General features: G+C 43.7%; 10 protein-coding genes. 5 read left to right on the top strand and 5 right to left on the bottom strand.

The features are described from left to right. Positions 1 to 133 precede the first annotated feature (133 nt). Positions 134 to 1789: an Hpt domain-containing protein gene (locus ND16A_RS10185; protein WP_033077399.1), complete on the top strand. Its 1656-nt coding sequence runs from the start codon at positions 134 to 136 to the stop codon at positions 1787 to 1789. Between the two features lie 144 nt (positions 1790 to 1933). Here ND16A_RS10185 and ND16A_RS10190 read toward each other — a convergent pair whose 3' ends face one another. Both ND16A_RS10190 and ND16A_RS10195 read right to left on the bottom strand, forming a co-directional pair. Further along, positions 1934 to 3124, bottom strand: a complete 1191-nt coding sequence (locus tag ND16A_RS10190) for a DEAD/DEAH box helicase (protein WP_033077398.1) — start codon at positions 3122 to 3124, stop codon at positions 1934 to 1936. A gap of 124 nt (positions 3125 to 3248) precedes the next feature. After that, positions 3249 to 3761, bottom strand: a complete 513-nt coding sequence (locus ND16A_RS10195) for a YgjV family protein (protein WP_033077397.1) — start codon at positions 3759 to 3761, stop codon at positions 3249 to 3251. A 270-nt stretch (positions 3762 to 4031) separates the two neighbouring features. Between ND16A_RS10195 and ND16A_RS10200 the strand changes: the two genes are divergently transcribed. From ND16A_RS10200 to ND16A_RS10210, 3 genes are read left to right on the top strand one after another with little or no spacing between them, the layout of a single operon-like run. Further along, the gene (locus tag ND16A_RS10200) at positions 4032 to 5690 is read left to right on the top strand and encodes an alpha-amylase family glycosyl hydrolase (RefSeq protein WP_052073035.1); all 1659 of its coding nucleotides are present in this window, start codon (positions 4032 to 4034) and stop codon (positions 5688 to 5690) included. Positions 5691 to 5712: 22 nt separating this feature from the next. Continuing rightward, positions 5713 to 5979, top strand: coding sequence for a hypothetical protein (locus ND16A_RS10205; RefSeq protein ID WP_033077396.1), 267 nt, complete (start codon positions 5713 to 5715; stop codon positions 5977 to 5979). Between the two features lie 57 nt (positions 5980 to 6036). Next, entirely contained in the window at positions 6037 to 7539 is a 1503-nt protein-coding gene (locus tag ND16A_RS10210; RefSeq protein WP_033077395.1) for a winged helix-turn-helix domain-containing protein, read from the top strand. Between the two features lie 49 nt (positions 7540 to 7588). Here the strand turns inward: ND16A_RS10210 and ND16A_RS10215 are convergent, their stop codons facing one another. Further along, the gene (locus tag ND16A_RS10215; protein ID WP_033077394.1) at positions 7589 to 9859 is read right to left on the bottom strand and encodes a winged helix-turn-helix domain-containing protein; all 2271 of its coding nucleotides are present in this window, start codon (positions 9857 to 9859) and stop codon (positions 7589 to 7591) included. A gap of 238 nt (positions 9860 to 10097) precedes the next feature. On the opposite strand from ND16A_RS10215, the gene ND16A_RS10220 reads away from it, so the two are divergent. Next, positions 10098 to 11957 (top strand): serine hydrolase domain-containing protein, encoded by a 1860-nt coding sequence (locus ND16A_RS10220; RefSeq protein WP_033077393.1) that lies wholly within the window; start codon positions 10098 to 10100, stop codon positions 11955 to 11957. Positions 11958 to 12088: 131 nt separating this feature from the next. Here ND16A_RS10220 and ND16A_RS10225 read toward each other — a convergent pair whose 3' ends face one another. Then, positions 12089 to 12940, bottom strand: a complete 852-nt coding sequence (locus ND16A_RS10225) for an alpha/beta hydrolase (protein ID WP_235282078.1) — start codon at positions 12938 to 12940, stop codon at positions 12089 to 12091. Between the two features lie 135 nt (positions 12941 to 13075). Further along, positions 13076 to 13735 (bottom strand): alpha/beta hydrolase family protein, encoded by a 660-nt coding sequence (locus tag ND16A_RS10230; RefSeq protein ID WP_033077392.1) that lies wholly within the window; start codon positions 13733 to 13735, stop codon positions 13076 to 13078. Positions 13736 to 13824: the final 89 nt, after the last annotated feature.

The raw sequence follows: 13824 nt of genomic DNA, 5'->3' as shown, positions 1-13824 counted from the left end.
TTTTAGAAAAATTCATTTACCCATGAATTAACCTAACGATCATGAATTTTTGTACTAAGCTAATGAATAGCAGTTACTAATAAATTAGTAGTAATATTTTGTCAGCTAATAAGAAAAATAAAGGTTTGTGGCTATGCATGGCGTTAATTCATCGGTAAAAACACCGGGCTTCATTGTAACTAAGGCAATATTATACATCGCATTGCTGTTAGCAACGATGGTTTTACTTGTTAGCACATCTCTATGGCTGTACAGCCAACAGGCTAAAAAATCCGAATTCCTGCAACAACATCAGATTCCATTCATTAAAAATAATGCTCAATTGATGAAAAGTGTGGCGGAACTGGAAAATCAGTTAGTCGCCCAACAGCTGGCAATTACTCATCAACAACTTGATCAACCTCTAGAGGATGCTAAGCAAGCCTGGTTAGAGATAGTCGACTTAAGTAAGCAACATGTAGTCATGGTAAATGATGATCTGCGCGCCAATAGCGCCGATGAAATTGCCCAAACGGCGCAGGTATTTGCTGACAGCTATAAACGATTTGTGATTTTGGTGGATGATTTAATTTTGATCCGGCAATCACGCAATGGACAGTATATCGCCAATAGCAAAACCATAGCTGAGCTCGTTGAACGAGTGAATGTTTTACGTCAAGAAAAGCAAACTATGCTAACTCGAAGCTCATACGAGGTCGTTAACAGTCAAAATGTTGTGCAAAAAAACAACTTTCAATCTATGATCGGGGTGATGAGATATGCACAAGTTTACCAATACATTTATCAGGAATTATTGAAATTACAAATTCAATTAACGGCATTATCATCGACGGTGAGTGATTATCAATTCAATCAAATCTCTACTCGAATCGCTAACGTAACCAAGAATATCAATATTAAGTTACAGGAGCATTCAGAAGATAAAACGTTAGCCTTGTTGACCAAAGATATCGAAGCCATCATCAATCAGTTAATGGGCTCTGGCCAGTTGTTTGCCAAATGGCGTGACGAAAACTTAACCACTGGGAAAGTGATAAAGCAGTTAAATTCGTATCAAATTTTCCTTAGTCAAGCCGCTTCGTTAATCGAGCGACCCAATTTTTATGACTTACCCGAATTTGAGTTAAGTTTGCCAATTATTGGCATTAAGGTTAAAGAGTCGACCATGCAACCGGTGGGCTTCTTCTTTATTTTAATTCTGCTATCCACCAGCTTATATTTGGCATGGCGGTTACTGAACTTAGTCAATAGCAGCTATCGCGCTGGGATTGAGTTTGAACTACAAAATGAAACGAAAGCTGAACGAGCATTGAAAAAGTTGAAATTAAAAGAAAAAGCCAAGCTAGAAGAAGAACTGCAAATTAACCTGCAAGCTGAAGTTGGGCAAAATGAAAGCACAGTAGAAGTTGTTGAAGACGTCGATGAAGAAGATAATAACCTAATAAGTTATCAGCAGATAAATGAATTGGTCATTAATTTGGAAAAATTCAATCAATATCATGGCTCGCCCGAAATGGCGGTATATATGCTTGATGATTATATGAAACGAAACAAGCATAACTTGCAAAAGCTTAAAGCAGCCCTGGCGCAAAATGATATGACCGAGGTGGCCGAAATCAATGGTTCGATATTAAAAACAGCAGGCTTATTGTCAGCACCAAGGCTGATAAAAACTTGTGAGCAGATGCAACAAGCATGCGAGAAGGAAGATCTTCACCAAGCCGTGACCATCATTGTGGAAATGAATGAGGCAATGGATGAAGTTGTCAGCTATGTTGAAGAAGCGTAAAGGGCTACTGGCTACGAGCTACGGGCAGTGGAATAGACATTATATGTTCGACGCTATTCCAAAGCTGTAGCCGAACCCAGAAATCTAAAAGTATATTTACTTGTCGCTCACGCGATCTGCCAGTAGCTCGATGCCAGCATACAGCTATCTTCTTTGCGGCTTATTCTTAGGCACGTAATTCAAAATAGACACTGGCACTACCTTTTTGACGGCAAAGCCCGCAATTTCCTTACGTTCAATAATATGGCCGAGTCGACTTTCGATAGCACACAGATTTCTAAAATTATCTTTGGCAACAAAAGAGATGGCTTCACCACTTAAGCCGGCGCGTCCGGTACGGCCAATGCGATGAATATAATCATCTGCCTTGTCGGGCAAATCATAATTCACCACACGAGCAAGCTCACCAATATCGATGCCGCGGGCGGCAATACCGGTGGCCACTAAAAATTTGATCGCACCCGATTTAAACTCACTGAGAATTTTTTCTCGCACCGCTTGCGTTCTGCCGCTATGAATGGATTCAGCGTTAATGCCGCGCTTCTCCAATTGACTTACCAGCTTGGCAGCGCCGTGTTTGGTTTCGATAAAAATAAGCGCTTGCTGCCACTCGTGCTCTTTAATCAAATGACTAAGTAGGGCTGATTTATTGCTCTTGTCTACGGTGATCAGCCACTGATTAATTTTCGTAACTGTTGCACCTTGCGCCGCAGTCGATATTTCTACCGCATCATCGAGCGTTCTTTTCGCCAAAAAACGAACATCATCGGTGATGGTGGCAGAAAACAATAAATTTTGCCGTTGTTTGGGCAGGCGTTCAATAATTTTATTGATGTCATCGATAAAGCCCATATCCAGCATTCTGTCGGCTTCATCCAGCACCAGCATTTCCAGTTCATCAAAATGTAATACCCGTTGATGCGCCATATCTAACAACCGACCTGGGGTGGCAACCAGAATATCTATGCCCCATATCAGCCGCTGTATTTGGGGCGCGGCGTCAATGCCACCATACATTGCCATCGAGCTCAAGTTAAGATACTTGCCGTAATTACTAATGCTGGCCTCAACCTGTACAGCAAGCTCGCGAGTTGGCGTAAGAATGAGTGTGCGAATACGCTTGCCACGCAGCTTACGTTCGGTATTTAACGATTCCAATATTGGCAAAACAAAGCTGGCGGTCTTGCCCGTACCCGTCTGCGCCCCGGCTATTATGTCTTTACCAGACAAGATAACGGGTATCGCCTGTTCCTGGATGGCGGTTGGAGCTTTATAACCCAGCTCAGTTAAAGCTGTTACAATAGGATCGCATAATCCAAGTTTTGAAAATGACATATAAAGCCTCGGGCATTGGCATAATTTACGGACTGCGCTAGCTTGGTGATACTAGTAGCAGATCGTGAGGAAGAATAGAGGCGTGAAGTATAACAGCAAAAGCCGTCAATATCCCTAACCCAGCTTAGTTACTGTATTGCGGCTGTACAGCTTGTCGCATTCGTATCATGGTGGTCAGATTAACGCTGATCGCCATCAGCTCCAGCATGGTACCGCCAATCGAGCCTAAAATAATATTATTTAGTAACCAGCAGCAAGAACCGATTAACATTGTTGCTCTCATTTTTATGCCGGTTAAACAAAACAGTCCATAAGTACCAATGCAGCCACCCAATATCGCTAACCAATCATGCCACATGGTTGCCCACAATGAGCTCACCATCACCATAGCTAAAATGAATAGGTAAGCGACAAACTTAGATTGTACTTTTAGCGAAGTCAGTGTTCTGCTTGCGGATAATACACTGCATGCTGAAGAGGTGTATGCGCCAAGTAAGAGAAAATGTAGAGCATGATTAATGTTTAAAGCAACCATGATCCATTTAAACTTGCGGTCATCTTTTTGCGTAAAACACCAGGCACCAATCACAAAACTGAGCAGGCCAACACTCTGAGCAATTATTGTTGCTGATTCCATTAGGATCCATGGTCGAATATAAATAGCTAAATGAACGCTAATCATACACGAAAACGATAGAGCTAGGCCGAATTGTTTGGTTATTAATTATAATGATCATTTTGTGCTGAAATAATATGAGGCTTTTATAACACTGCGGCGAAACAATAAGTCGCAGCTATTTCTTTATTTTTCAGTTGTTTAAGTTTTTTTAAGAAAATTTAAGTTAACTCTACGCGAGTAAAAAGCTAATTATGTGGTCACCAAACTACACAAACAGGTAACCAGATAATGCGTTTTAAAAAATTTTTTCTTCCGCTGCTTGCAGCATGTTGTTTCATTAACCCCCTTAACCTTCACGCTGCACCAGCCGCTCCGGATTTTTGGAAAAATGCCACCGTCTACTTTATGATGACCGACCGATTCAATAATGGCGACCATGACAACGATCACTCTTATAATCGGACGAAAGAATCGGCAGTATTGCGAGGATTCGAAGGCGGCGACATTAAAGGCATCATCGAAAAGATTGAAGACGGCTATTTTACCCGCCTGGGGGTAGATGCTATATGGATGACGCCGTTAATCGAACAAGTACATGGCTATGATGAATCGGCCGGGTTAACGTATTCATATCACGGCTATTGGCCGAAGGACTGGACCGCAGTCGATGCCAACTACGGCACCGAAGCCGATTTGAAGAAAATGATCAGCACCGCCCATAAGCACAATATTAAAGTACTGATGGACGTTATCATTAACCATACCGGCCCGGAAACTCAAGCCGACTGGGCATGGCCGTCTGACTGGATCAGAACGAACCCCATTTGCCAGTGGCAAAACTATCAACAAAATACCCAATGTGCTTTGGCAACCTCTCTTACCGACATCAAAACCGAAATAAATGCCGACGTTGAGCTGCCAGCGCAGTTACTGAGCAAATGGCAAAGCGAAGGACGACTGCAACAGGAGCTGGCTGAGCTTGAGGCATTTTTTAAACGCACCGGCTATCCACGGGCGCCCAAGTATTACATCGTTAAATGGCTAACAGACTGGGTCAAAGAATACGGTGTCGATGGATTTCGCGTCGATACCGCCAAACATGTGGAAGCGGAGATCTGGACGGTATTAAAAAAAGAAAGTGAATTCGCCTTTAACTCATGGAAAAGTAACAACCCACAGCTTGGCACCGATGACTTGCCATTTTATATGGTCGGAGAAGTGTTTAACTGGGGCGTAAACGGTTTCAAAAATACCGCACAAGATGGCCGTGCCTACGACTATGGCGATAAGCAAGTGGATTTCTTTGATTTTGGTTTTGATGCGTTAATCAATATGGGTTTCGTCGCCCATGCCGGACAATCCGCGGAGCAAATATTTGCCAGCTATTCACAAGCACTGAATCATGGAGCGCTAAATGATATCGGTATTTTGAATTATATCGGCTCCCATGATGATCACGATTCTTATGACAGAAAGCGCGAAAAGCCGTTCGAAACAGCTTTTAAATTAATGTTAGCCCCAGGAGGTGTACAAATTTACTACGGTGATGAGCTGGCTCGCCCTATGTATGCCGAAGCGGCCTTCGGCGATGCCCATATGCGCACCTTCATGAACTGGCAAGACTTGGCAAAAGCCGATACCCAGGAAATTTTGGCCCATTGGCAAAAACTGGGGCAATTTCGCCGTGCCCATGACGCTGTTGGTTCAGGCGAACATCAGCAGTTAAATCAATCTCCCTACATCTTCAAACGTGAGTTAGCAGGCAAAGATCGGGTGCTGGTGGCCCAAGGACTGGCCAAAGGCAAGAAAACCATCTCGGTTTATCAGTTATTTAAAGATGACGACGTACTATTTGATTATTACTCGCAACAATCGGTTGTCGTTAGCAATGGCGCGATCACGCTTAATAGTGATTTTACTTATGCGTTGCTTGGCAAAGCCATCTAGTCTAACTGCCATTGGAAATTGTATGGATGAGTATTCTGATTTGAATTTCTTCGCCATCGTAGCAAAAGGGCATAAGCAAGAGTTTATCGATAACCTGGATTGGCTGACACACATACATGACATCGCCTGGTGCTTTAAAAACACTAATGATGGCTACAAATTATTATGGCAATGCTCACAAGGCATGGAGAAATGTGCTGAATCTGCGCAAGCCATGTTGCAGTTTGTGAAACAGCGTTACATTATAGATGAAAGTTTGGAGCACGAAATTAGACAGCTTATTTGTTAAGTTTTACCGATAATATTTGTTAATATAGCGTCACTAACTAGTACATCTGCGATTTTAATGAAATATCAAATAGCTCCCTTTATTCTTGATACCCAGGCGCGCACGCTATCTGATAAAAATAGCTGTCAGCAGATTCGGCCGAAAACCTTAGCATTGCTGTTATATGTTATCGATAGAGCCGGACAGATCATCAGCAAACAGGAGTTGCTGGATCGGGTTTGGGATGATGTAAACGTGGACGATGGCGTAGTATTTCAGTCGGTTCGGGAGATTCGACAATTATTTTCCAACCCTAACATCCTGCAAAATCATCCGCGTAAGGGCTATGAGTTTACCGCGCAGGTCCGCCCTGTTAGCGAAGATAACAAGCAGCGGGCAGCAATGCTTTCGGTATTAAAGTATTTTTTACCGGCCGCTGTGCTATTGCTTGTTTTGTGGCAATTGCTGCCACCCGATAGTAATGAAACTCTCGACGTACACTATGGGCAAAGTATTGTGGTGTTGCCGGTGAAAAGTCGTGTTCCCTATGCCCAAAACGAATGGATTTACTTAGGGGCGATGGAGCAACTCATCGCTAAATTGCAAGGCTTGCCAAGTTCAGTTTTTGTCTATCAGGGCACCTATATACCACGCTTAATGCACATTGCGGGACTAGACCGGGAGTTTAACTCTGGAGATGTAAACAAGGTATTTACCGTATCCGGCGCTACTTTAATTGTTGAAACTGAAATTCACGGCAACGTTTATGACTATAAACTGGTGTATAAATTTCATCTCGCGAACGATATCAAACAAGGGGTTATTCTTGACACCAGCATTAATGGTGCACTGGCCTCATTGGCAAAAAAAGTAGCCGCGTTTATCAATCATCCGCTGCAAAGCAGTGAAAATGTGCCGATGAAAGAGTTTAGCGACGCTTTATTTGCCGAAGCTATGATCAGTTATGAGTCAGACTGGCAAACCTCGATCAGCTTTTTTGAAAGTTATTTGGCATTAAATCCTGATTCAGTGATCGCCTTGATTTATTTAAGCAAGTTGTATTTGTGGAATGATAGAGCCGAACAAGCCAGCGAGCTAATTAAAAAAGCGGCTAAGCTCAATGGCGAAGATCTTCAACAAGCGGCACATATCGATTTAATCAAAGGCAGGATCGCTGCTAACCAAAAAAACTGGCCACAAGCAATGCCGTTTTATCAGCAAGCAGCGCAGCAACTTGAACAACACTCAAGCCACTCAAAACAATCGGATTGGTTTTTAAAAGCAAGCATCGCACAAGCGCAAGGCCTGGCTTATCTAGAGCAAAATTTGCTGAGCCAATCGGCTCAGGCATTTAATCTAGCGCTTTCTTTTTATCAAATTACGCAGAGCCAAATTGGCATCAACTCGACCTTACTGCATTTGGCCAATGTCCTGTACCAGCAAGGAAACATTGAACAAGGCATGAACACCTATTTGCAAGCCAAACAAAACATTGAGCGCATTAAGCTTGATTTCCTTTATTCAATGTTGGCAGAATACGAAAAAAAGTTTGCAAACTACCACGTTGGTGCTGCCGGTTAGATGACCCTAAGGCCATGCTCCTAAATGATAAACTGAATTTTGTGGCTGATCACCAGCGGATTTTTACTAAATCACTTTCTGCACTCAACGACTCCACCAATAAAACCTTACTTTCATTCGGATGTAAATCGAAACCGAGTCTGAAGGAGTTGGTGCCAATAGAAGCGCGTTTGCTTGCTACCGACCCTTGCCTGTTATGTTGCGATAATTCAGCAAAATAGCGCGCATGCAAAAAAGCCTCTCGTCCTTCTCGGGTGCTGAAATATAGCCCTTTGTCGGTCACTGCCCAACGATGAGAATTTGCTGCCCCCAGTTTCGCCAACCTGATTTTGACTGGTGTATCAGTGCCATCTTCACTGAGCAACCAGGCGATTAGTTGCTCATCCACAGCAACGCCATGATAACCTTGCACGCCACTTACCGGTTGATATGACACATAGTTACTCACCACCTTGGTTTGTTTATTTGAGTTGATATTCAAGCTGACAATATTTGGCACACCATTTTCATAGACGGTTAAAAAAAGCGATTGGTTATCCGGGTGCCAATGAGGATTTGCGACTTTCTCTAAAGCGTGAGTGATGTAATTAGGCTCACTTACCATATTGTCGCTAGTGTCGGCTGAAAATGGGGGCTGTTGGCAATCGACTTCACTGTTAATCGACTCAATCACCAACCTGTGGTTGACGATTGCAGCCAGGTAAGTTTCATCGTCATTAATTCGAAGAGATGCCAACTTGCTATCACTCGGCCAGCAGGCAATCACTTGCAATTTATCGTCTAATATTTTTCTGTGTATCATCAATGCCTGGCTGGTCAGAGTGGCAAAGTAAATGGAATTAGCATCTTGCGAGTAAGTCGGCAAGTCTTGTGCGCCCGGTAGCGCTAAAATATCACTGGCCACTATGCTGTTCGAGCTTTGCTTAGCACTATTTTTACCGACACTTTCCCCTATATTTTCATCGCCTTGCCGCTCGGCTACCGGTTCTGCTAAAGGGTTGGGTTGTTCCTGAATATCAAAATAATTACCATTGTGTTGGCGCATAAAGTAACACCGTTCGCCACACTCGGCGAAGATATCATTGCTATAGGCGGGCAATGGGGGCAAGCTTTCCAGGCTGTTTTTTTCAATATTAAAGGTTACCGCTAAGCCATTGAATGCACTTACCGTGAGGGTATTATGATCGCCATGCCAAATAATGCGACTGGCAAACATAGGTAGCACCCTGTTTGCCAGTAAAGCCCCTGAGCCAAGCTCGATGATTAACAACGCAAACTCACCATCGGCCACCTCCCGCACTATCGCCAGCTTTTTACCATCTAAGGATTCGGCCGCCAAATAATCGCCAGAACCGCCGACATTCGGTGAGGTGACTTTATGCAATTGCTGGCTCGGTAAGTCCATTCGATAAATACTGCGATTGCTGGCGGCATATTTTTCTTGCGCCAGATACAGACCATTATTGCCCGCCCAACCAAGTACATAAGTATCTGTTAACGTGCTGTCAACGAGTTCGCTAAGTTGCAGCACACTGCCATCATCGGCAAAATCAATCACAATATTAACGGCTTTTCCTTTGGTGGTACGGGTGGAGGCCAAACGGCGGCCATCTTGTGACCAATGAACGTCGGTGTAATGGGCCATGTCCCAAGTGAGCTGTTGCAGTCGATTATTTACCATATCCTTGATAAATATTTGTTGTGGTGCATTACTGTTTTTACGATGTAAAAACGCAATTTTTTGGTTATTCGGCTGATAACTGCCGTAAATTTCCGAGCCGGCAAGTTGGGTGAGCTTACTGATTTGAAAATCAGCGGGGGTGCTATTAGCGCTGTTGTTTGATTGTTCCTGTTGCCACCATTTAGACAATATCAACAGTAGGATAATAATCGCGGCTACCAGTAGCGCCGAGGAATAATTTACTATCCTAATTTTTTTATTATCTTTTTTTTCGGCTACCTCATGAGTCTCAGTTTCTTCTGTTACCGCTATTTCTGCGACTAATTTGTATCCTTGTCTGGGTACCGTTTTAATGTACCTGGGCGCGCGGGCATCATCGCCGAGCACGTTCCTCAGTTTTTTAAACGCCGCTCTAATGGCTTCGTCACTCACATGTCGGCCAGCCCATACTTGCCTTTGTATTTGTTCCCGGGAAATAACGTTAGGGGATTGTGCGATCAATAATGCCAGGCACGCAAAAATCTGCGGTTCCAGTTTGATCTCTGCCCCATCTTTAAACACGCGTTCACTGGCCAGGTGAATCTTAAACTCACCCAAGACAATGCAATTAGCCATGTTTAATTGTCCGCTGTTACCCATAAACTATTCCCATAAAAATTAGCCAAAACACTACTGTGACTTTTTGTGAACACTCAATTATTACACGATTTCACAATAGATAACAAAAGGTTGTTTGTGATTATTAGTGTCGTTGATTAATTCTAATAGGCAAGTGTTAGGCCGAGTCTTGAACAACTACAACATTCACTCAAGTGTAATCAAATGGTTAGGACTCGAACTATCGTTATTAAAATAACTGGAGAAATAAGAGAAGCCTATGACCTATTTACGAACGGCGATTATTTTGAGCTTGATTGTTCAATTGCTGTGTTTACCGATAACAAAAGCTAACGCAGCGTCAGCAAAACCAACAACCCTAGAAGAACTGGACGCACAAATATCTACCATTACAGAACAAGCCAATATTCCCTCGGTTGCCTATGCTTTGCTGGATAAAACGGGTATTGAATGGCTGCAGGTAAATGGCCTGGCAAACATCGAAACACAAGGTAAAGCGAGTCCCCAAACTTTGTACCGCATTGGCTCGGTGTCAAAAATGCTGACCTCAATCGCAATCATGAAATTGGTCGAACAAGGGCGTTTGCATTTGGATGATGAAGTTGCCAGCCTGGTGCCAAATGTTAAGTTTTATAATCGCTGGCAAGAAACTCATCCTGTTCGCGTCGTGCATTTACTTGAGCATACCACCGGTTGGGACGATTTGGCGTTAAAGGAATTCGCTCGAAAAAACAATCCCAATGAAAGTCTGCATGACAGTTTGTCATTTTATCCGCAATCGCGAACCTCTCGCTGGCCTGCCGGTACCCGTTCGGCTTACTCAAACTCAGGTGCGGCAGTTGCGGCGAGCATTGTTGAAAAAATCACCGGCAAGACGTTTGAAGACTTTGTCGATGAGGCTATCTTCACTGAGTTGAATATGATTGATGCAACTTATCAACACACTGAACAAGTGAAAAGTAATGGCGCAACCTCATATAAAGGCAATAGGGCACAAGCCTATAAACATCTTATCTACCGCCCCGCTGGCGCGGTGAATGCATCAATCTCCGACATGGCAAAACTGACCCAAATGTTCCTGCAACGGGGCGCTCCCATTCTGGCGAATGAGTCAATTGCTCGTATGGAACGTAGTGAATCAACCAATGCGGGCAGCGTGCAAGCCGCCTATGGGTTAAACAACGATCCGGTTAAATACGGACCATGGCTATACTACGGCCATGATGGTTCGGTCAATGGGGCGTTAGCCGAACTTCGTTATTTACCGCAAGCGGGTGTCGGTTTCGTGATTTTAATGAACAGCGACAACCAGCAGGCGATGAAGAAAATACGCGAGCAAATTGTAACCTACCAAACTCAACAATTATCGGTAGCAAAAATTGAGGCTGAAATTCAGTCTAGCCAAGCCTTAGCTGAGCTTAGCGGGTATTACTACACCATCAATCCTGGTTTTGAAGTGGCCCATTTTCTCAACCGGTTAATTGCGGTGTATAAAGTTGATGCGCCAGCCGATAAGCTGACGGTTAGGGGGTTATTATTCCAAACCCTGCCACAGTATTTCTTACCTGTGACTGAAGGCCGTTTTAAATCGTCAGAACACGGTTTGGTTGAGTTAACCCTAGCCACCGACCCATTGGCAGGGCAAGTGCTTCACTACGGCAACAAAGTGTTGAAGCCTACCAGTGCTTTTGCCGTGTTTGGTCAGCTCAGCGTTGCTATCTTGTGGGTAGTGGTGATCTTCACGTCTGTGCTGGTATTGCTGATATGGAATATTCGCAGATTGTTTGGCAAGAAATTCCCCAAAGAGAGTAAATCTATGGTGCTTTGGCCATGCCTGGCATCGCTATCGGCATTGATTTTGTTGCTTTCTCTGGTGCTCGGCATGCAAAATCCTTACGCCAACATGGGCAATATTACGCCATTCTCGTTGGCCTTGATGCTGTCCTCCATTGCCTTTGCGCTATGTTCAGTGATTGCCGGCTTTAAGATCATTAAATTGAATCGTAAGGTTGTCGGTAAGTTTAGTTACGGATACTTTGCCACTTGTAGCTTAGTGCATGCCCTGGTTACGGTTTACTTGCTGGTGTTTGGCGTGATTGGACTGCAAATTTGGGCATAATGGCTAAAGTAACTTAATACCTAAAGTAACTAGTTAACTGCGATAGCTAGACTAGCCCTGATACTAATGCAGATTGGCATCGAGGGCTAGTTTAGCTATCGCATTCACTTTATGGTGCTCAGGAATTGTGCTCAGGGTGTTTGGTGAACCCAGTAAAGCCCTTGAATGGCGGTAGTAGGAAATGCGGTTTGGTGGTTAGCTTCCGGAATCACCATCATCTTTACTTTCAGCTGAGGTTGCTGCCAGGCCAAAAGTTTCTGATAAAATAGTCTGGCATCATTTACCATGTCATAACTGCTTTCCAAGGCCTTGGTTTCGCGCTCACCTATGGCAATAAATACATTGGCATGAATGGCTTTTGTTGGTTTTGCCCGCTTTGTTTCTAAATCAAAGATCACTTTGTTGTCATACCAATAAGAAGGACTGCCAATGATGTAATTTTTAAACATTTCCGGCTTGTTCAGTAACACATAACTGGCAAATAAGCCGCCTAATGAATTACCAATAAAGGTTCGATTGTTCGGGTCGGTGCGGTAGTGTTGTTCAATATAGGGAAACAGATCATCAACCATAAACGCCATGTGTTGCTCGGCCTGCCCGGTTTGTTGTCGCCAGTTTTTGTTGGTTGTTGGCGTATAGTCGCGCACCCGACTGTTGTCCCGCTTGGCTTCTTTTGAGTAAGAAATACCGACGATGATCGCTTCTTCCATTTTACCAACATTCATCGGGTAGCGGGTGGCGCCAGAGACAATTTGAAACGCATACCAGGCATCGCTGAGATAAATCACCGGGTAGTGTTTGTCCGGTTTTTTTTGATACGATTTCGGCAGCTTAATAAACAGCGGGTAAACCCGATTGGTATTGCTGTCGGTTATTTCAACCACCGAACTTCGTGGTATTGCAAATGCGGTGTTGTCTTTGGCCAACAGTGAAAGTGGTAACAAGCTAATGAACAAGAAAACAAGATAGATAAAATGCTGCAATGAATACTCCTGGGAAAATGATAGTCGCTGCCATTGCATCGTTATATGTTGATTAATGGCTAATAGCTCAGGTGGTTTAACCTGAGCCGCTTAACTTGTTATGCTTTAACAATTGCGTTTAACTTCAGCCTAAAACTATTTAGGTGATTTGATCCAGTTTTTCACCGGGCTCAGCCATTCTTCAATCGGTGTGTAAAACGCACCGTGTTCTTTGCCGGTACTGATGGCAATCTCGGTAAACGATGTTACCTGCTTGCTGCGGTCAATCACATACTGGCAAGAGCCGACACCATCAGAGGTTTCATAAATGGAGTAGATCTGGCCATACAAGTCCACTTGCGGATTGTTACGCAATAAGGTGCCACAGCCGGCAAGAATTATCATATTGAGTTTGCTCGATTTTGCATAATGTGACACTAAGCCGGTGATCGCCCCGCCTCGTGAAAAACCGATCAGATAAATATTTTCAGCTAACACGCCATGGCTTACCAGGGCATTGAAATCATCAACAAGTTTTTTGGCAAACTGATAGGGATCTGTCCCTTTTGCCCGATGATAGGCAATCAGATTGTAGCCTTCGTCGCTAAGCGCAGTTTTTATTTGTGGGAATTGGTAAGTTCCCCAACGCGCGCTGACCGGGGTAGGATTATCCCCTTCAACAATAAACCCGTGCGAGTAAAACACATATTTTTCACTGGCTTTTATTTCATTTGGAAAGTCTTCATATACTTCTCCGGCTTGCGCGATGAAGACACAGATGAGGCTGATTATTGCGGCGGCTAGGGTCTTGAACATGTATTTTTATCTTTCCTGTTGATGTTTGGCTAGGGCTTACCGACATTGGTAATTTGCCACTATATCATGGTGGTCAACCAACTGATTAA

It is taken from the genome of Thalassotalea sp. ND16A (genome assembly GCF_000764205.1).
Taxonomy (GTDB): Bacteria; Pseudomonadota; Gammaproteobacteria; order Enterobacterales; family Alteromonadaceae; genus Thalassotalea_A.
This window is presented reverse-complemented; position numbering and strand designations above follow the sequence as displayed.

What these genes read in the sequence shown, in the direction of transcription:
- ND16A_RS10185 (WP_033077399.1), top strand. Translation starts at nt 134, where the DNA reads ATGCATGGCGTTAATTCATCGGTAAAAACACCGGGCTTCATTGTAACT.
- ND16A_RS10190 (WP_033077398.1), bottom strand. Translation starts at nt 3,124, where the DNA reads ATGTCATTTTCAAAACTTGGATTATGCGATCCTATTGTAACAGCTTTA.
- ND16A_RS10195 (WP_033077397.1), bottom strand. Translation starts at nt 3,761, where the DNA reads ATGGAATCAGCAACAATAATTGCTCAGAGTGTTGGCCTGCTCAGTTTT.
- ND16A_RS10200 (WP_052073035.1), top strand. Translation starts at nt 4,032, where the DNA reads ATGCGTTTTAAAAAATTTTTTCTTCCGCTGCTTGCAGCATGTTGTTTC.
- ND16A_RS10205 (WP_033077396.1), top strand. Translation starts at nt 5,713, where the DNA reads ATGGATGAGTATTCTGATTTGAATTTCTTCGCCATCGTAGCAAAAGGG.
- ND16A_RS10210 (WP_033077395.1), top strand. Translation starts at nt 6,037, where the DNA reads ATGAAATATCAAATAGCTCCCTTTATTCTTGATACCCAGGCGCGCACG.
- ND16A_RS10215 (WP_033077394.1), bottom strand. Translation starts at nt 9,859, where the DNA reads ATGGGTAACAGCGGACAATTAAACATGGCTAATTGCATTGTCTTGGGT.
- ND16A_RS10220 (WP_033077393.1), top strand. Translation starts at nt 10,098, where the DNA reads ATGACCTATTTACGAACGGCGATTATTTTGAGCTTGATTGTTCAATTG.
- ND16A_RS10230 (WP_033077392.1), bottom strand. Translation starts at nt 13,735, where the DNA reads ATGTTCAAGACCCTAGCCGCCGCAATAATCAGCCTCATCTGTGTCTTC.